General features: G+C 39.4%; 14 protein-coding genes. 3 read left to right on the top strand and 11 right to left on the bottom strand.

What is annotated here, in order from left to right:
• Window positions 1-73 precede the first annotated feature (73 nt).
• Window positions 74-766, bottom strand: a complete 693-nt coding sequence (locus C7Y70_RS14710; protein WP_135475473.1) for a hypothetical protein — start codon at window positions 764-766, stop codon at window positions 74-76.
• Window positions 767-1,188: 422 nt separating this feature from the next.
• Between C7Y70_RS14710 and C7Y70_RS14705 the strand changes: the two genes are divergently transcribed.
• A complete protein-coding gene (locus C7Y70_RS14705) occupies window positions 1,189-3,114 on the top strand; it encodes a methyl-accepting chemotaxis protein (protein ID WP_245321536.1) in 1,926 nt (641 codons plus the stop codon).
• Window positions 3,115-3,144: 30 nt separating this feature from the next.
• Here C7Y70_RS14705 and C7Y70_RS14700 read toward each other — a convergent pair whose 3' ends face one another.
• The 4 genes from C7Y70_RS14700 to C7Y70_RS14685 all read right to left on the bottom strand — a co-directional run bounded on the left by C7Y70_RS14700 (window position 3,145) and on the right by C7Y70_RS14685 (window position 7,630).
• Window positions 3,145-4,290: a helix-turn-helix transcriptional regulator gene (locus tag C7Y70_RS14700; protein WP_135475469.1), complete on the bottom strand. Its 1,146-nt coding sequence runs from the start codon at window positions 4,288-4,290 to the stop codon at window positions 3,145-3,147.
• 107 nt (window positions 4,291-4,397) lie between these two features.
• Window positions 4,398-5,288, bottom strand: a complete 891-nt coding sequence (locus C7Y70_RS14695; protein WP_135475467.1) for a DUF2306 domain-containing protein — start codon at window positions 5,286-5,288, stop codon at window positions 4,398-4,400.
• A 267-nt stretch (window positions 5,289-5,555) separates the two neighbouring features.
• Window positions 5,556-6,791, bottom strand: a complete 1,236-nt coding sequence (gene kynU / locus C7Y70_RS14690) for a kynureninase (protein ID WP_135475465.1) — start codon at window positions 6,789-6,791, stop codon at window positions 5,556-5,558.
• Window positions 6,788-7,630, bottom strand: coding sequence for an alpha/beta hydrolase (locus C7Y70_RS14685; protein ID WP_135475463.1), 843 nt, complete (start codon window positions 7,628-7,630; stop codon window positions 6,788-6,790). Before C7Y70_RS14685 ends, kynU begins: the two co-directional genes overlap by 4 nt.
• A 344-nt stretch (window positions 7,631-7,974) precedes the next feature.
• Here C7Y70_RS14685 and C7Y70_RS14680 point away from each other — a divergent pair, with 344 nt between their 5' ends.
• The gene (locus C7Y70_RS14680; protein ID WP_135475461.1) at window positions 7,975-8,358 is read left to right on the top strand and encodes a hypothetical protein; all 384 of its coding nucleotides are present in this window, start codon (window positions 7,975-7,977) and stop codon (window positions 8,356-8,358) included.
• 238 nt (window positions 8,359-8,596) lie between these two features.
• Here the strand turns inward: C7Y70_RS14680 and C7Y70_RS14675 are convergent, their stop codons facing one another.
• Window positions 8,597-9,232 carry an SDR family oxidoreductase gene (locus C7Y70_RS14675; RefSeq protein ID WP_135475459.1) on the bottom strand — a complete coding sequence of 212 codons (636 nt, stop codon included), beginning with the start codon at window positions 9,230-9,232 and terminating at the stop codon, window positions 8,597-8,599.
• A gap of 537 nt (window positions 9,233-9,769) precedes the next feature.
• Between C7Y70_RS14675 and C7Y70_RS14670 the strand changes: the two genes are divergently transcribed.
• A complete protein-coding gene (locus C7Y70_RS14670; RefSeq protein WP_135475457.1) occupies window positions 9,770-11,431 on the top strand; it encodes an SUMF1/EgtB/PvdO family nonheme iron enzyme in 1,662 nt (553 codons plus the stop codon).
• 69 nt (window positions 11,432-11,500) lie between these two features.
• On the opposite strand, the gene C7Y70_RS14665 is transcribed toward C7Y70_RS14670, so the two are convergent.
• From C7Y70_RS14665 to C7Y70_RS14645, 5 genes are all read right to left on the bottom strand, one after another.
• Complete coding sequence (locus C7Y70_RS14665; protein ID WP_135475455.1) at window positions 11,501-13,324, bottom strand: winged helix-turn-helix domain-containing protein; 1,824 nt, start codon at window positions 13,322-13,324, stop codon at window positions 11,501-11,503.
• Window positions 13,325-13,794: 470 nt separating this feature from the next.
• A complete protein-coding gene (locus C7Y70_RS14660; RefSeq protein ID WP_135475453.1) occupies window positions 13,795-15,552 on the bottom strand; it encodes a HEAT repeat domain-containing protein in 1,758 nt (585 codons plus the stop codon).
• Window positions 15,553-15,570: 18 nt separating this feature from the next.
• Window positions 15,571-17,439 carry a hypothetical protein gene (locus C7Y70_RS14655; protein ID WP_135475452.1) on the bottom strand — a complete coding sequence of 623 codons (1,869 nt, stop codon included), beginning with the start codon at window positions 17,437-17,439 and terminating at the stop codon, window positions 15,571-15,573.
• Between the two features lie 809 nt (window positions 17,440-18,248).
• A complete protein-coding gene (locus tag C7Y70_RS14650; RefSeq protein WP_135475450.1) occupies window positions 18,249-19,331 on the bottom strand; it encodes a DUF4785 domain-containing protein in 1,083 nt (360 codons plus the stop codon).
• 9 nt (window positions 19,332-19,340) lie between these two features.
• Window positions 19,341-20,183, bottom strand: coding sequence for a hypothetical protein (locus C7Y70_RS14645; protein WP_245321543.1), 843 nt, complete (start codon window positions 20,181-20,183; stop codon window positions 19,341-19,343).
• Window positions 20,184-20,441: the final 258 nt, after the last annotated feature.

Raw genomic sequence — 20,441 nt, 5'->3', positions numbered from 1 at the left:
GATCTTTATACCTAGGCGTTTTGAATTATTGACACAAAAGCGCCACTTATAGTTAGTGGCGCGCAAAAAGCCATTAATGCTCACTAAGTAATGTTTTCGCCCAACCGTAATCAGGATTGATGTTCAGTGCAAGTTGCCAATCTTGTTTTGCTTTCGTTAAATCTCCAGACTGCATTTTAACTAGGCCACGCCAAGTATAGGTTTCTGCATACCCCCAATGATAATTTGAATTTGCGTCTGATTCATAGGCAGTTAGTGCGTTATTAAACGCCTCTGTTGCCTCAGTAAGACTACCGCCAAAAATAGCTGGTGTGTTTAACTTTGAAATCCCTTGTACTAAGTACGTACGCGGATTATTAGGCGACAGCGCCTTTGCATCTGCTAACATCGCGTTTGATTTTGAGCCATAAAACATGCCTTTCATTGGCTGTAGTGCAATTTTATAGCCGTAAACCTGTGCTAATAATGTTTTGACTTCAGCATCGTTTGGTTGAGCCTTTTCAAGGGCTTCAAGCAGCGAAATAGCTTTATCATTCCACTTGATTGCAGGGTCAGATTCACCCAATAAATTTGAGCTTAATGCCAAGCGATAATAAGCCAAAGCTTGATCGTACCCTTGAACTTGCTCAGCAATAATTTCCAATTCACTTACATCTAACTTACCTGCTGCACGCTCTATTTGATCAATTTCATACTGACCAGCAAAGGTATGTGCACTGGCTAAAATTGTTAACGCTACACTGCATACTTTCATCATTGTTTTCATGTCGTTTCTCCGTTTAAGTGACACGATAATTATTGATGAAAGCAAACAGATTATTGAGGGGCATTTGTCATCAATACTCAATGACAAAAGTCATTAACTGACACACACAATTTTTTGTAAAGTAAATATCAGCCCCTTACTTTTGAATGTTGATTACAGGTTGTTGTCAGTATCTGCAAAATAGAGACCTTATACAATAAGTGACTATGTACGTATTCAATTTAATCACAGTGTTACAGTGAATTTATCTAAATTTAGACTACGCTTTATTGAGAATGAAACAAATGGTTAATTTATAAGCTCGTGCTCGACTTTGTAAGTCGAAAAATACGTAAATAATACAAAATAGGACTGTATTTATGAACCGCCTTCTTGGACGACTTTCCATTATCCAGCTCTCCCTGCTCACATTAAGTATTTTAATGATTTTTATATGTGTACTGCTCATACAGAACACGGCAAATAAATGGGAAGAGTCAAAAACCCTCGAGCAAGATATAGTGTTAATTAGTTTGCTTGATGCATTAGAAAAGGTCGCTCATAGCCATGCCGTAGAGCGTGGTTTAACTGCGGGCTTTTTAGGCAGTGGTTCTGAAGCAGCAAGAAGTAAGGTAATCGCCCAACGTGAAAAAGCAGACACCTCAATACAGCATTTAAAAACACTTAGTGCTCAATTAAATAATAGCTCACCGAGAACATCTCAAAATTTAGATATTTTATTAGCTCATGATGCAGGAAAAGCAGCATTACGCAGGCAGGTCGATAACCAAACTGCACCGGCTGCGTTTCAATTTTACAGCACACTTAATAAAATCGCGCTTGATGTTGCCTCAAACCTTAGTAATCAAATTAAACACCCTGTGTTGTCTAAAGATCTCAATATCGCATTTTTATTTGCTCAATATAAGGAGCGATTAGGTCAAAACCGAGGGAAAATAAACGGCACGCTTGCTAAAAAACAATTATCTAGCTTAACAAAACAAGATATTGCTTCTTACAATGCAGAAATAAGTTTACTCAACCAATACCTACTCGCCAATTTAGACGGTGAGCAGCTTGAAAACTTTAGCTCGAAATTGCAAAGCGCCGAATCGAGAAAAATTGAAACCATAACCAATTCATTGCTTAACAGTAACTCACCCGATTTTAACGCTTTACCGTCAGCATCTGCGTGGTTTCCAATGGCGACACAACAAATATCACACATTAAAACTTTGCTTGATAGCCAATGGATTACAATTAATAGAGAAGGCGAAGAATTAAAGCAAGCGGCTGATTTTTCTCTTGTTGTTACCATCGTATCGTTTTTAATTACACTGGTGGTGATCATCGTGCTCAATATACATTTATTGTCCACCCTTAGAACAGAGTTAAGTCAACTTACCTCGTTATTACTTAAAGCTGAAAAAGGCGACCTGACCATTGATATCCGTCTAAAAAGTAAAGATGAGTTAGGTGAAATATCGGATGCTATTCATAATACTGTTTATGCTTTTAAAGATTTAATGCTCGGCTTAGATAACTCAATTAATTCAGGCAATGAGCTTAGTAATAATATGAGCCACGCAACACAAGCCGTACTAGATGATTCAAATAAAACCCTAGCAATGGCTACCAATATAGCAACAGCTATCGAAGAAATGGCAGCAACTAGCCGCGAAATAGCAAGTGCAGCCTCAACGACACTTAGCTCAAGCGATGAGTTAAACAAGCAAGCTAACTTACTCATCGAAGATAATAAGCTCAGCCAAAAATCAATACATGAGCTTGCCAACAGCATGTCGGGCGTTGAAGAGCTTGCAGCGCAAATGGATCAACAAGTTGGCAGTATATCATCCATACTTGATTCAATAAGCAGCATTGCAGAACAAACTAATTTACTGGCACTTAACGCTGCAATTGAGGCCGCTAGAGCGGGTGAGCATGGAAGAGGGTTTGCTGTTGTGGCAGACGAGGTAAGAAGTCTTGCTGGAAACAGTAAGGAATCATCTGAAAAAATATCGACATTACTCAGTGGGCTACAAGCAATTAGCGAACAAGTGGTTAGCTCAATTGTAGCCAGTTCAAATCTATCGAAGGCAACGCTAGATCGATTTGAACAAGCAAGAATCGTATCAGAACAAGTTAATCAGCAAAGTAAAATACTTGAAAGCTTAGCTATGAATGTCTCTTCAGCATCTAAAGAACAATCTGCCGTCGCGTCAAATATAGCGGTTGATGCGGCAAATGTGCTTGAATATGCAAATCATGAGGTAGATGCAGCTTTAAAACTAGAACATGTATTCAACGAGATGAAGCTCAACACTAAGACCTTACAGCGCACAATGAAAAACTTTAAGTTTCAGTAGCATGTAGAATAAATTTTCAACTTTAGCCTGTTATTCAACAGGCTCTTCTTCAAGTAAGTGATTACGATAAGCTGATGGGCTTTGCCCAACTATTTTCTTAAATGCCGCATTAAACGTGGATTTAGAACTAAACCCAGCATCCAACGCGATAGTCGTTATTAATTTATTTTTGTCTCGTAAGGCCATTTTTGCTTCTTCGATTCGAAAGCTATTAACAAATTGAAAAAAGTTCGTTTTTAGATATTGAGAAAGCGTTTCTGAGATATGGTTTTCAGTTACTGAAGTCGCTGCTGATAGTTTGTTTAATGATAAACTATCTTGCAAATACAACTTATCCTCGACCATTATACGTTTAAGTTTGACGGCAATAGTCTGCATTTTTTCATCACTCAACAGTGCTACCCGCGTTTGATTTTTGCGAGGTACTCCTTTTTCAGATGCAGATAACACTTTTTGACTAAGTGCTTTATGTATAAACAGTGTTAGGGCAATGGTTTCCAAAATAGGCAGCACAACCCCGCTACCAAACCATGGCCAGCCAAGCGCCCCCAATGAGAATTCAATGGCATACATTAACCATGTCGCACCCCAAATAATCAGCACCGTGTTAAACCATGCTAATGAACGTTGTTCAATTTCAGAGTAACGCTCTTTAAGTTGCCTAAGGTGAGTATGGTGCAGCTTGAATGCCATCCCCAAAAACAAAGCTGTAAAGGCGATAAAGATAAAGGTCGCCGCGATGCAAGTTGCAATAGCAATTTGCCAATGTTCTGGATCTCTGGTGGCTGGTGTTGCAAGAGCCAGCTTTTCAGAAGGACTCAGCATGAATATAAATGGCAGCATTACCAACACCACTAAAATGGGGCCTGATAATGCCAGCATAATATGACGTTTATTGATCTCTTTATCTGACGACATAGTCGCATGAGCATAAAAATAAAGCGCAGGTCCAAGCAGCACTCTAAACGGGAATTGAGCCCCAGCAAGCGCCGGCGCATATACATATGCACCTGAATATATAAATAACTCACCCGCTATGTGAGTGGCTAACAACAACAATAAACCTTTTAAAAACAAGTTTTGCCTTGCTTTGGGTCGATTAAACACATCTAACAAAGCAAACAGTGTCATGCCCATCATGCAGGAGTAAATAATTGTTGGAAAAAGGTTCACCATGTAAATACCAAACAAAACTCAAAGACGCGCAAAGTATAAAGTTAATTACTCTATGAATCTACTGAACCCAAAATGTCGAATTCATCTTATTAACGGCCTAATTCTGCTTAAAAGCTGATTGGTTCGCCTGACATTACTAACAATAAAAAAGGTGTAAAACCTATCATGCCAATAATCATAAAGAGAGTAAGCACACACAACACCCCACTAGCAACAAACTTTAGTCGAGTGCTTGTTTTTCTTTTGGCATAAAAATACAACTGCAACATAGCTAAGGGCATTACAAAACAACCAAATGTCCAAAGCGGGAAAAACACATCACCAAAGGCTGGATTCATGCCAAGAATACTGCCTGAAACCATATAACTAAAGACACCTACTCTTAAAATCCACTGTGCATTGGATACTAAAAATAACCGCAATGCCCACTCTCGATGATTCGCTATCTTTTTATTGATAGCATAACGAACCGTAAAATAAGCAAAGGCAATGATCAAAAAGCCATTTATAGTGGTGCCGACACCAGAGAGAGTGAGCGGTTTTGTGTCACGGATCCACACTAAATAAAACCCAGATATTGCTAAACAAAGCACTGTAGATAAAAATACATAACCGTTTATTTTATGAAATCGTGGATATTTATTACGAACTTTAGGTATTAATTGGAGCGCCCCACCAAAGGCAACAATGCCCGCACCAATTGCATGAGCGGCAAAGGCCAAATTGCCTGAAAAGTCCCCAGCATGATAAGGCGTACTGCCCATGGCCTCCCAACGATTCCAAATCTGCATATTATCGTTAATTACCGAAAACCCATAAAACGACATAATATAATAAAAGAAAAACCACTGCCCAATAAGCACTGTGACAAACCAAAATACGCTCGTGTATTTTAACGATTTATCGGCCAAGTTACTTAATGGCGTTTTGCTTGAAAGTGGGTTTAACGTATTTATATTGTACTGCGTGTTAAATTCTTCGCGCTTTGTAACGTTCATAATAATCTCTCTAGATCTGCGATATACCAAATTATGCGCGCTAAAGCAGGTCCAATTCGCCCAAATGGGCCTATTTGAACGTATTCTTTCGATTATTTTACAAATAAAGGGCTTTTTGAGTGGTTAACTCGAAGAAATCCAAATGACTCTACAACATATACAGGTTTACCACTGAGAGTGATAACTAAAAAAACACATGTATGCCTATCTAAATACGAGCAGTACATTGAGGGAAAATCACCTCCCTCAATATACTTTAAAAAGAGATTAAGTCACTTTTCCCGCTTTGTTAAAACGTGGTTCTTTGTACAAGTGTGATTGCACAACCTCGGCTAAAATAGTGACCGCGTTCCATATATCTTCAAATGAGTTATAAAGAGGGGTAAATCCAAAGCGTAAAATATTTGGCGCCCTAAAATCAGCAATCACCCCTTTTTCAATGAGTGCTTGGCAAATAGCAAAAGCATTATCGTGAGCAAATGCCAATTGGCTACCACGTTGTTGTGAATCATTTGTTGAACGTAAACGTAAATCAGCTAAACATGACTGCGACTGTATAAGTTGAGTAAATATATCAGCCAAGGCGATAGACTTTTTTCTCACTTGCAAGATGCTCACATCTTGCCATACATCAAGCGCGGCATCTAATGCGCTCATTGAAAGTACACTAGGAGTACCGCATAAATACTGATTTATACCTTCTGCTCCCTGATACTGGGCATCAAATGCAAACGGTTTTACGTGCCCCATCCAACCACTTAGTGGCTGTTTAACAGCAGTTTGATGGCGCTTAGCCACATATAGAAATGCCGGCGACCCTGGCCCTCCATTTAAATATTTGTATCCGCACCCTACAGCAAAGTCGGCGTTACATTTATCAAGCTCAACAACGGTTGCACCTGCGCTATGGGCTAAGTCCCAAATAACTAAAATGCCTTTTTCATGGGCAAGCTTAGTAAGCGCTTGCATATCTAATAGCTGCCCTGTTCTAAAGTTTACTTGAGTTAATAGCAACACAGCCACGTCTTCAGTTAAGCTTTGCGCTATTTGATGCTCGCTAACAAGTTTAAGTTGGCATAAGTCTTCGCCTAATAGATCGCTCAACCCCTGCACCATATACAAATCAGTTGGAAAGTTATCTTCAGTGGACAGCACAACATTACGGCCAGAATTTAACGATAAGGCACTGCTTAGTAGTTTAAATAAATTAATCGATATAGAATCACAACAAATTACTTGGCCAGCTGCTGCACCAATAATAGGTGCTATTTTTTCGCCAACTTGAGTAGGTAAATCAATCCACTGGTGGTCATTCCAGCTTCGAATTAAATGTTCTCCCCATTGCTGACTGACTACCTCAGCCACACGAGATTGAACCACTTTTGGTAAAGCACCTAAGGAATTGCCATCTAAATATATGGTATTAGCGGGCAACGCAAATTCATTGCGTTTATGAGCGAGTGGATCGGCTTTATCTAGCGCAGTTATATCATCAAAATTCATTTATCGATTCCATTTAATTTTTCAAGCAAAGTTTTAAACGCGTGAGAACCTGGGTGTATCCAATCAAAGTGCCCCGCACCTTCTAACATAACCACTGGGCGATTGAGTGCTTTTAAGTTATAGGCTGGAACAATGGTATCTTTGCCGCCTTGCAAGATAACACTATTTAAATGTAACGCTTGTTCACTCGGGTTTGCCTGTGTATAGGCATCAGGTTTATCACTCGGCATTCCCTGCATAAAGTCTTTTGTCACCTTTTGACAACTGTTATTTCCATGGGCATAAGCTTTTATATCAGTGATCGGCGCAAGGCCAATGACCCCTTTAAGTTCATTTATTTGGCCACCGGCAAGCAACGCTAAATGGCCACCAGCCGAATGTCCCACAACAACGGCATTATTTAAATTAAATTCACCACTATTATAAGTGCTTGAGGCTTGAATGCCTGCTTTTATATCATCAAAGGTAATGGGCCAACCGCCACCACTATCGCCTGATCGTCGATACTCAACTGACCATACATTGAAACCTGCTTGTGCCAAGCCGGTGCTCAATGCATAGGTATGTTTAATATCATAAGCACTAAGCCAACAACCACCATGCAGTAATATAACTAGGGGTCTAGCAGTATTTTTTTCATTTTTCTTGGCACGCCAAAGTAACGCGTATTGAGATTTATCTTGGCCGTACGTTACATTATCATTGGGCAAGGCATATTCCAGCGAAGCGACTTTAGTGTAAGCAACATTGTTCTCCACCGAGGGAAATTCAACCACGTTTTGCATTGCGCAGCCACTCAAAACCAATAAGCTTAAAAGTAAAACAACATTGCTTTTCACAATAAAAAACCCTTTATAAACCTCTTAAAATAAAGCACTTAGCCAAAGCAATTACTTGCTGGTTTATTAAGTACCTACTCACAATTATTTTTTAGAGTGATGCGCCATAGCAATACAATTAAAAACAACATTGTCGTCCAGTTAACCACGGCGCCAACTTGTAGTAAAGCAAGCTCAAGTAACTCGATTACAATTGTATTTTACTAATTCAGTAACGAGTCAGGCCGTTTTTGCTATCACTGTGCCTGCATTTGGTGCTGGATAAGTTATGACATCTTTCTTTGCCATCACTATTTTAAATGCGTATTTAACTAAAATTAGTGCATAGAGGCCGCCAGCAAATTATGACAAGCACCTTTTTAAATGAATCAGAGCAAGTTGCACTGCAACAAGCGCTTTATAGCAGCGAGCTTCTCCCCTGTAATATTAAAGTAACACCTACCAGCCTATCAACTCATAGACAGGATGCGTATAGCCTTATCGCTGTTATGTTGTTTTGTTGTAATTTAGGTAAAACAAAGTGGCCCTATTTTTTAAAAACAGCGATTGCTGTCGCAACTGATGAGTGTAAATGGTTAACCTGCGAACTGATAAGGTGCCAACAAGAATACACAGCGCAGCACAGTGATGCTGTTATCGTTGAACAGTGTGCTTTATTAAATGGTATTTTTAGCGAAGAACTCGCTTATATTGATGAGGTTTTAGCAGCTGAAACACAAGCCGATTAAAACGCCACAGAGCATAAGTGACTACGCGACCCAAATCGCGTAAATCACCATGCCTCTAGCAATTAATAGGTTTTATATTGGCCTGGGTTTTGTGCTGATATTCCCACGCAATCCCCTGTGATAAAGCCCTTTTGAAACACCTAAAGGCGAGTAAAATTATAAATGACGGGTTACCCGCCAACCTATATTTAATTAACCTGATGTAATGGGATTTGCTATCACAGGGTATGGAACAAGGCTAGCTCATTACTTCATCTAAATGTTTAGCGCCATTAAATAGCTCTTTTACCGTATTACTTTTAGCTTGATGTGCAACGCAATACGCAAGCGCTTTGGCCACATCTGCTCGGGTTATAATTGCCTCATCCTTATTGCTAGGTCGCTGTGTTGTAAAGCCATTATGCGCTTTATTATTAGTTAATGTACCTGGCCTGATAATAGAGTAACGCAGACCACTGTGCATCAAGTGCTCATCAGCCATGTGTTTTGCCACTAAATACGGTTGCATTTCTTCAGGCCCCTCTGCAGGTGCATCAGCCCCGATCGAGCTGACCATTATGAAGTGCTTTATGTCATGCTGCTTTGCGTAATCTGCAGCGCGACACGCAGCCCAAAGGTCGATTAATATAGTTTTATCCGCCCCTGTATTACCACCTGAACCGGCAACAAACACAACTGTTGAGCATCCTTTAAATGCATGACTAAAATCATCAGTCAGATCAGCCTCTACAATTGTCATATTTTCGCTTTTAATATCTGATAGCTTTTGCTCATCTCGAACAAGCGCCACAACATGCTGTCCCTCATTAAGCATGTTTTGAGTGAGCTGTTTACCAATTTGTCCACTGGCGCCAATAATTAAAGTGCGATTCATAGTATCTCCTTTCTATCAATTTATTTTTACTGCGAACGCTTTATGCAGCAAAAGTTATTCCGCAATAAAAACCTAGAAAAAATATAATTTATTCATTAAGTTAGTTTTTAAAATCAAAAAAAGTCCCCCACATCCTTGTAAAGTTGAAGCACTTACAATGTAAATTTAACAACTAAAACATATATACGAATAGCTTCGACTTTCAACAAAAACTCACTGGGGGCGCTGTCCCGGTAGTTTTCTTTTCGGTTCATATTTTGCTGGAATTTATAAACCTTATAACTGATTTAGAAGCCCTCAGAGCAATATCGCCAAACGCCATATCATGTCATTAAAACCTGCTCATTAATTTTCACACTACAAATCACGATGCAGACTGAACACCAATGAAGAAAACGACTAAATTTCACAACCACTTGAACTTTAAAGTAAAAATAATAGTTAGGTTTTTTCTATTTTTAGGGGATTTTAGATTTTTTATAAGATTTTTATTACTTAGTTTTCCATTATTCCTCCCTCATTAAAAAGGAAAACTAAATGAAATTAAACACATTAATAATCCCTATTTTGCTATCAGTTAATAGCTCTACGCTTTATGCAAATAAAAGTAACAGTGGTTTGATTGAACCCATCATGGTTATGATTCCAGCAGGTACTTTTCAGATGGGTGATATCAATAAAGAAGATGCTCAGCCGATCCGTAAAGTAACGCTACCCGAGTTTAGCTTAGGCAAATATGAAGTAACCGTCAGAGAGTTTCGTCACTTTGTAAATGAGTCTGGCTATGACATGCCAACTCAATGCATTCACCAATTAAATGGCTGGTTTAATTATGGAGCAACAGCAGGCACATGGGAGAATAACTCGCTCAACACCAGTGACTTTCAACCCGTTAATTGCATTGGTTGGAAAGCAGCTAATGCGTACGTTAAATGGTTAGCTGAAAAAACAGGTCGCCCTTATCGCCTACCCAGTGAAGCTGAATGGGAATACGCGGCAAGAGCTGGCACAAATAGCACATATTATTTTGGTGACGACCCCAGTCAAACCCTTGTTTGTGAGTACGAGAATACGGCTGATTTAACCGGCGAAAATATACTACAACGCGATGCTAACACCAGCTATGTTAATTTTTTTAATGGTAAGTCAAACTGTGTTGATCACTCAGCTTATGCAAGTATTGTCGGCATGTATAAACCAAACCCGTTTGGCCTGCATGACATGGTGAGTAATGTAGTTGAGTTTATTGCTGACTGCTACAAAAATAATTACGAGAATGCCCCTACCAATGGTCAGCCTTGGACAAAGGATGATTGCAAAACCCACGTAGCACGAGGCGGCAGTTGGCATTGGAATACATTTGCGGTTAGTGAAAGAGGGGTCATGGGTTTGAATTTTATCGGCGCAGTCGAAGGATTAAGAGTTGCGCTGGACGGTGCAGCCCCACCAATGGAAGGCAACACAAAGCAGTTTAAAAAAGCGCTAAAAGTAGCACAACACAGTGAACAACTAAGGCGTGATGCGGTTTTGCCCTACCCAGACAAAGTCACTAATTTGACCATAGAACAACAGCACGACCTTGTTACTTTAAACTGGGACAAAAGCGAACAAGCAGACATTGAAAGTTACCGTGTTTACAGAAACCCTGCTGCTGGTAGCACGTTTAAACTGTTAGCATCAAACATTGTAGAAACAACATTTAAAGATGCCAATATTGATAACCACCAATATGAATACACAGTCGTCGCAGTCAGGCATCACCAGCAAAGTGATTATAGTAATACGGTTAAAACACGAGCCCCTTGGGTAAAAATACCAGGAAGGTTGGAAGCAGAATCAGCAACTGAAATCACTGGTTCCTCAGTGACAAGAACTTCGGACCTTGATGGTAAATTTAATTTAACAGGCCCCGGTGGCATAAGTGACAAGGCACTAATGAACTATCAGTTGGAGGTCACAAAATCAGGGCTTTATTCACTAAGTTACCGAGTAGCGGCTCCTAATGACACTAGAGGCTTTGCAATACTAGTCAATGACGAAGAGCTCACTACAGAAAAAGTCACAAGCACTGGGGGCTACCATCAATGGCAAACCCAAACAGGCGCTACCGTATACCTAAACCAAGGTAAGAATAAATTAACGATACAGTCGCATGATAAAGGCTGGAAACTAAACTGGGTTAACTTCAAACAGAATTAGCCAGTTTAATAAAGCGTAAAGGCCCTACCATCGTTGCCTTTGCGCTGTTAAAAAGGCGCTTAATGCAATTCATAAGCTCAAAGAGTTTAGCTTCTTTTCATTTATGCGCCGCCAATAGTCACTGCCTTTTTCGTTGATATATTGAGAATAAAAATCATAATTTACTTGCGGGTTTTCAGTGCCGCAGATTAATAGCGCGACGTCTAAGCTAAGAGAAAGATTACCCGCCAATTGTGCTTGCTCAAAAGTACGTTCTGCATGGGCAATAAATGCTTCAGTATCGTTTTGTGCATCGGCTAGCAGCGTTTTCAAGTAAGAGTTATCTGCGCTATCAAATGTAATACCTGCCATAAGTGCTTGAGCATCTGTAAGGCGGTTTTGACTTATATAAAATTCCATTAACTGCTTGCGACTAGTTCGTGCAGCCCAAAATTCAGGCGTCAAGGTTGCAAGTTTCACTACTTGTTTTAAGTGAGGTTCTTTATCCTCACGGCTTTTGGCAAAAATAGCATAATGAAACGGTACTATAGCCAAGTGATAACTAGGAAATTGATAAGCCTTCATTTTGTGTTCGGCTTCTCTTAAATAGTGGTACTTATCATCCTCTTGTTTATTTTTATGCGCCAACACTGATAAGTAAGTCAAAGCATCTAACTCACGTTGTTTGTCGCGAGCCTCAAAGGCTAACTTGGCTGAAGTAAGCAAGCTATGCTTGATAGCGCTATAATCAGCTTGATTATGATCTATCCACGACTGCGCAATCAACGCGTCGGCTTGTCGGGGTAAATCATTAATCTTTTTAAATTGACCTATCGCATCAGTTAGCTTTGTGGTGCTTAAGTTAAATAACTCTTTTTGAGTTAATACCTCACTTTGCATGAGCAAAGCATTCCCCACATAATGCGTGTTTTTTTGTAAAATTGCCGCTTTTTCAAGTTTAGTTGCCATCACCATCGCTTTTTCACGCTCACCCATTCTTAAATAACTATTTGTAAGATGACTAAGAATAATCAGATCGTTAGGAGTTTGCTGATGGGCAATTGTTAAGTTTGCTTGCTTAACTGGGGGCGCTTGCGCTTCATTAAGCAGATTATAGATAACGGGGTTATTTAAGTGCTTTAAGAGCTGTTTTGTCGCATCGCGTTGATCGGCCCCCAATACATGGCCACGCCAATCAGCAAACGGGCCCTTTAGAATAAAATCAATATATGTTTTTTGCTTAAAAGTGCGCATCGAGCCTGACAAAATCAACGGATACTCACTGGCTAATTGAGGATATTCATAATCGGCTGAGACTTGAAAATAAGCAGTATCTAAATGAGCTATCTCAGTGAAATCAAAGTGCTCATCATCACTAAAATTGACACGATTTTGGTTTGACTGGGTACTAAATGGGATATACGCAATATTAATAACAGCGCTATCAACCTCTTCGGATGGATTGGCGATTAAATACATCAACCCAATAGCAAAAAGGGTTAGCGCCGTAAACGCCATAACTAGCCATTTTTTTCGCTGTTGCGAGAGTGATAAAGCCGCTGTTACCTGCTCTGCTTTATTTGAATTTAAAGCACTTAACGCTGTTTGGTTATCACTGTGAGTTGCGTCAATTTTGAGTTGCCATTGATAACCTCGTTTTGAAAAGGTTTTAATTGCATGGCCACCAAAAAGCCCTCTTAAATTACTAATGCTTTGAAAAACAGCCTGCTCAGACACAACCTTGTCTTGCCACACCTGCGATAAAATATCGTCTTTACTAAATACAGTATCTGTATGTTGCAAAAGCAGTGTAAGCACTTTAGCTTCGTTGTGTCGAATAGCCACGTTCTGACCATTATTTTTAAGTACCAAACTCGTACTATCAAACTCAAAAGTATCAAATATATAACGCATTGTTTTTATTATAATGGCTCATTTAGTAATTTGGTCTATTCGCATTAGCCCACAAGCCAATTAAGAATGGTTAATTTACAATCATATAGTAAAAAATCACGCGAGTCTGTACCCGTGTGATAGCTTTTAGAGACCACTCAATCACATTTAAAAACCTAAATTTATAGTATGTGCATATCAAGCAGGTGGGTTAACAACCATTAAAAACATCGTTTTGCTTAAAGAGCTGATTACTTTTTCAATAAGAAAAGTAACTTGTAATTTCACCTCATTAAAATATGCCTTTCTAATTCTAAGTAAAATTATCGGTATGTGGTATGTAGGATGCTTAAGAAGCAGGTAGCGTTGAAAGTCGCCGCTGAAGATAGATTTATTATTCAGAGTTCTGGTTACTTTATATAAAAAAGCACGATAAATGGGTGATCATTTAGCGTGCTTTTAGATATTGCTTTAAAACAACCCTTTACTTGTTAAGAACCGTATAGAGCTTTCATCAATTGGCGTAGATTCTTTTGGTTCTTCTCCGTCTTTATCAATGCTTTTAAACGTTTTTTTACTTTGGGTTGCGATTTTGCTTGTTGGCTTAACGCCGATATCGCAGCGCTTCGAATGTCTCTAGAATAATTAGAGTCAGCAAAGGCATAAATACTAGCGACTTGCTCGGCATCTAACTCATTGTTACCCATTGCCTTTATAATCGCGCCTTGTGCTTTACTATCGGTTTCCTGTTCTAGTTGATTACTCAGGTAATTCAAACTTTCTCTGCTTGGCATTTTTGCCAAGGCTTCTGCCGCATTTAAGCGCAACCTTGGGCTATCAACAGTGAGATAGTCTCCAATAAGTTGTTGATGAGCATTATCCCCACTATTGCCTAAAGCGGTAATTAAGGCTGATGCTTTCTCTTGCGTTGCACTGGTGCTCAATGTATCTGCTAATTTTTGGGTTAACTGAGTTGAAAATTCACTGCCCCGCTGGTTTTTTGCAATGGCCCCCATAACCATTAAAGCACTATGAGCCAACTTTGAATTTTCTTCATTGAGACCATATGACATGGAATACTCAAAAATAGCCTCTACCTGTATGTTCGTTAAAGGCTTTTCACTGTACTTTAGTGCCATTAAACTTCGAAAACGCTGATTAGGAGAAAACAAATCTTGCTCAACAAATACATCTGTCAGTAACTGCTTAGAATTAACTGAATCATGTTTACCTAAATACATAAACAATTTACTTTCTAACGGATCAGCAATTGCTTTTGTTGAAATAAGCGCTTTTAAACTTCCCAAGTATTGATCATTGTTATAAAGAAATTGCAGTAACTCCTTTCGATCACCCTCAAGCCAATCTATACCTTTTAAAGTAGTTATAAACGCTTCAACATTTTTTAAAGGTTTAGGCGGCGCTTTAGGATAAACCCAATCAGCGCTCAAATATTTCCATTGTTTAGGGTCTTCAGGTAAATGCAGTAACCTAGCATCATCCGGTATAGATTGATTTTTGCGGACTAAGCTAAGCGTTTGCATTACCTCAATCACCATATTGTCATCGCTACTGTTGACTTTAATATGACTATTTCCGAGGGTACTTGTTAGCCAGCATTTATCGTTTTCAAAGGTAAACTCATCACTAATAATGTTAGCCGTGTCTAGTTGCATTAGATTTTTGGCAGCATTAGTGCTTCGCCTAGTGTCAGTAGGTTCTATATAACTAAGTTTATTTCGCATTAGTTTATTGTCAGCTAAAACCGTGTAGAGTGATTTATATTGACCAATGTCATCACGCTCTTTAACCCAGTACGTGTCACCCTGTAAATTTTCAGGTTGCTTAGCACGGTGAAAGGCGCGATATAAAGCGATCAACTTTTGTTGATCGGCTGTTTTTAATTTAGCATTGAATCGATAATCTAGAATTTCCCCCGTGCTATTGCTGATTTTCACAGCAAATGGCACAGAGTATTCATTGCTTGTACTCAATATTTTATTTAGCTTTGCTGTGGCTTGGTACAACTCAAACCCCAACCAATAAGATTTCTCTTCAACCAACAATGGTCGATAAATTAACCGCCCGTGCAAGTCAAACTGACTTTTAGCAGGGCTGTTCATCGAAGTGATATTAGTATCAGCTTTTGATTGAAGTTCAGCCCAAACAGTGCAACGCGGCACTGCATAAGCGGCTGAAACATAACCTAATAGAGTGCAAATTAATAAACTTATTTTAATTAAACGCATTACACTTTGGCCTTTTTACTAATAATTTAAGGTTGCTGATTCTTCTAGAATTGTCCAGCTTTTGTCATACAAGGTGCCTGTATCGTAGATAGTTTGAGTTTTTGTTTTGGTTTTAATTTTACAGCACCACTTATATTTAGGGTACTTAACATAAACATAAAACTCACCAGAAATTGCTTCAATATCATTCGTTACATCAATCCCTAAAGTTATTTTAGAATCAGTAATTGCTTTAGCTAAATCCGCATAAAGTGTGGCATTGAATGTATCTGCAATAATCAAGAAATCGATACCAACACCGCCGCTTGCAACGCCCAAATTGATTTCAGCACTGGCGTAAGCATCCATGCTGGCAGAGACAATATCTCCCCCTAAGTCAATACGGCTATTACCATAGGCTAAACCAATCCCTAAATCTAAGCTTCCGCTAACACCCGCCTCAACAGTAACCGGAACAATAACAATGGTGAACGTTGTTTCCACTACTTTTTGCTCTTCGCTCCAACTGTATCCTAAAGATTTATCTAACGCCGTTAACGTATCGCCCTCGTCAATCAAAGTATCACCAAGCACACTAAAACTTGCCGCATACGTTATTTCACCATCGCTTACATTCGCGCTTGCTTCGGCACTGGCGCTCACTAAACTCGCTGATTTATCAAATAGGTAAAGATCGAGATCGGCTTCTACTAACGCCTCTGCTGAACCACCATTACTAGAAGTAACATTCATATAACTATAAAAAGAAGGGCTGATTGCCACTGCATCACTGTCACCATAAGTGCCACTCCAGCTCCCAACTTTGGCCAACGATGTTGCCGCTGAAGCGTTAGTCTGTGAAGCTGGCGCTGAAGTGAGTGTTGTTTTTTTACTGCTTAACTCTGCCGATTCTGCTGTTTTAACTTCGTTATGGTAAAGCACATAAGGTACTTCAACGGTAATACTGTTATTTTCTTTATCATCTTCAATTTCAGCCGAGTCATCCTGAAAAGTAAATGTCATGCTGAAACTATTTTTGTCACTTTCGCGATCAAAGTTATCGTGTATCGCTTTAAGCAGTTCACCATTTACAGCAACATCCCAAGGAAAGTAATGAGATTGCTCGTGATCAGGAAATACGATTTTCATTGTATCCCCGTAAGTTTGCTCTAGTTCATTCCATAAATGAGCATCATAAGTATTATCGCCGATGGTTATCGTTGCACTGATGTCAGCCTCTTTGACGGAATCGCCAAATTTTTTGGCATTAACAAAACCGATTAAATCAGGCACTTTATGCGTTGGTTGACCAACACCGCTGGTATCTCTTTTACCAGGACCTGGAAAAATAGCAAAGCCGTCTCCAACTTTAACTTTTTCTAAAACAAAATCATGGTATCGACCGTCTTTGATGGCAATCGAGCTGTAGGTTGTTTCGTCGCCTGATTCAATCCCGCGCGATTTATTATCTGTCACATCAGCTTCATTTGATATTACACCGCTGGTGTCAACAAAAGCGGCAATAACAAATTCACCGGTACTGAGGTCTTCGTTTGGAAGGATCAGTTTTGCACTATGGTTTTGCTCACCTTCTTGTAACTGCTCAATATAAAACTCACCCAAATCATAACCATCTGGCTCTTCTTCAGTTTCAAGCTCACTCACTTTGCTTCTTTCAATTAAAATAAAAGAAACACCGACATGCTCATTCGTTAATAATGTTGTTTCTGTACTGAAATCAACAGTAATTTCTTGCCCTGGTTGGTAAACCTCATTGTCTACAGAGCTCATAGATTTCAAAACGACATTAGCAACAACTTCTTGTTCGGTGGGTTCATTATCCGAACACCCAACTATTAAAGTTAGAGATAAAGCCAACACAGCGCTAATCCTTTTGGACTGATTCATATTGCGATTCCTAAGTTATTGATTGTCATTTTGAGAACTACTTATTAATTAACAAAACTCATGCTTTTATTTAAATTCTGATAGATTCATTTTCAATGGCGGTTAAGCTTAAACACAACTTAATGTATGGCTGAATTTAGGCCGTTTATTTATCATTAAAAATATCTCTACGTTGGTCTTTGATAAGTAAATAACAGCGCGTACTTTCACTTATTTGTTTAGTCAGAGTGGGCTCACCAGCTAAACTTTTTAGTGTAAATTTGCTATTACTTGGACCAGAAACCATCAATTATGTACCTTGAACCCAACAAGCACTCTATGTAACAACACCACACAATAAGTACGTAAATTTAACTACCTAGGAATATAGCAAAACATACAGAGTTTAATTTTAAACGCCGTGATTTATACCTAGATAGTACTTTTAGGGTACAAAAAATACATATTTCAAAGGCTATATCACAATAATGGATGAATTATGGAGGGATAAAAAACAAACAAATTTAATCAACGTTAGATGTTAGAAACTAACAAAATATTTAAGTTTCATACAACTTAAACTTTTCCTTATTATAGGATTGTTGCCATCCAATTGAGCCACTCCAGTAAGAAAATAAGGGCTCAGGGTAAACCCACAACCAACAGTTCGGCGATAAAGCGCCTCCTAAAACTCATAACTTGCAAACTAGTGAGTGCCATACCTGATAGCTGACGGCTAATAGCTCAAATGCGCGCCTGACCTTTTCGAATTTCAGGCACGCACATTTACTTCAAGTTAATATAGCTTCAACCGGCTTTACTTTTTCCCTTTATTCTCCCGCAAACTTTAACATTCGCGTTTGATCGGTAAGCTCAATATCAACCAGCTTGAACGGGCCTTTGGCAGCTTTAGCTATCGCGAAAGGCATCGTGAAATTATCATAACTATCAATTTGTTTTGCTACTTCAACCGTTGCCAGTTTTATACGCTCACCTTTATCTCCTTTGCCAGTTAACGTAGCACGAATAGCGTAGCGACCTGAGTCAGTCACTTGCACTGGCACTTTAGCTTGGTACTTATTATTACCAAGCGCTGTTACTTTAGCTTTATCCATACTGATGGTTTGTGAGCTGTGTACAAACGGCATTTTTATAGAACGTTTTACCGTTTGACCCTGTACTTTAGTATCTACACTTGCCTCAAGCTCATAGTAGCCACTTGCAGCACCTAAGATTTCTAGGGGGTAATTAAATACGGCTTCACCATTTTCGTAACGTACATCAAGCTTTTCGCCTTCAGGGCTTGAAAGTGTGAGCTTCACATCACTATCTTTAAACCGCTTTTTACCCATACTAAGCTGCATTGCGACACGTTGTTGCTGATCTTTTACTTTAAACTGCGATTTAGCATGCAAAGAATTGCTCGAATCTTTTTCAATCACATGCAGCAAGTAGGTGTCTTTGTCGTTAAGCGCTTGGCTTGTTCTTAACATTGCTTTGCCATTTACCTGACCAAGCTTTAGCCCAACGCTGCCATCGCGAAACCCTGCATTTTTCATTTTCTCTTGTGCAACCATGGCTTGCATTGGCATTTGCCTAAAACTGTCATCACGCACCGACAGCTTATCAAGCTGTAAGCCATGGGGCTTAAATACTTCACCGCTATCAAAACGGGCTTTTGGCGCAATACGAATAAAGTTATCTGCTTGGTTTACAAATACCGGCACGCCGCGCTTAAGCTCTTTGCCCGAAACCTTCTGCCAATACTCAACACTGTCTTTTTCAAGCGTTTGTAGCTGAGCGTTCGATGCTGGTTGAACTTGAGGAAACTGATAAACCGTTTGCTCATTCGCTTGGGCTGCTGTGCTTACAAGTACCATTACAGCTGCGAGTGTGGTTAATTTATTAATCATAACGGGCTCCTAAATTCGATTTTTAAGCATGTTTGGCAAGCCAAAACAATTACGTCGACTTTGCTGATGACTCAAAGGTTCACCACCTTGGGTTCGTGATTTATCAATAAACCACACTTCACCAGCTAACGACTGAGAACTGCAATTTAAAAAGCCATCTGAGCAGCTATCTAACCAGTTTTGCGTCACTTCAAGGCCTACTTGATTTTGGTAACCGCCGCAATAACTGTCGCTATCCCATACAGCTGATTCAACATCACTCCCCACCACAGCTTCGAATCGAGACGGTAAACTTGGACGATTTGGTGTGCCATGCAACCACTGCGCGTTATACGATGCCATCCAAGACACTTGTTGTTGCTTTACCGCATCGCTGCCATAACCCAATAACCAGCCCAAGCTTTGCTCAAAAGAATTACCCGCAACAACCGCATCAGCCAAAGGTGTTCCACCACTTGAAGGAGCAAGCGCAATGGTGTGCGTGACTTTACTAATGATATTTGGATAACGGCTATCAAACGTTGGGTTAGATAAAATCCAACGCACCACATTGCCGCCATTAGAATGAGTGATCAGGGTTAAATCAGTGATGTTTTTATTATTGATAAATGTAGTGAGCTGCCCAGCTAAACAGCCAGACGCCGCATCTGCCCACATATACTGATCAAAGTCACAATTAATGACCGTGTAATTACGACTGTTTGGTAAACCTTGGCGAACTGTATTGACAAAGCTGCCCGTCCAATAATCATTGTATGCATCGGTTTGTTCGCCTGTACCATGAACAAATGCAACCCCTTGTTCGGCAAATGCGCCGTGGCTTAAGCCAGCTACGAGTGTTAGAGCAGGCATTAATAAGCATGTTTTTATTTTCATGTGTATTCCTGTTGATTATAGTTATCAGGTTGGAGGTATGACCTCCGATCAGAAAATAGACTACACAGGTACAAACGCAAGTTTTAATTTACATTTATTTAACTTTTGTGCGTTTTTTAAGTACAAATTATTAGATTTTTATGTTAATCGGCATGGGTTAATGGTGAGCTTTAAAGTGCGCAGCAGTGATAAACTTAAAATTAGATGGCAAAGAATAGAGAAACTCAATAGTGC

The sequence above is a fragment of the Pseudoalteromonas sp. KS88 genome (assembly GCF_004766475.1).
Taxonomy (GTDB): Bacteria; Pseudomonadota; Gammaproteobacteria; order Enterobacterales; family Alteromonadaceae; genus Pseudoalteromonas.
Note: the sequence above shows the minus strand (reverse complement) of the source record. Positions and strands in the feature narration are given on the sequence as shown.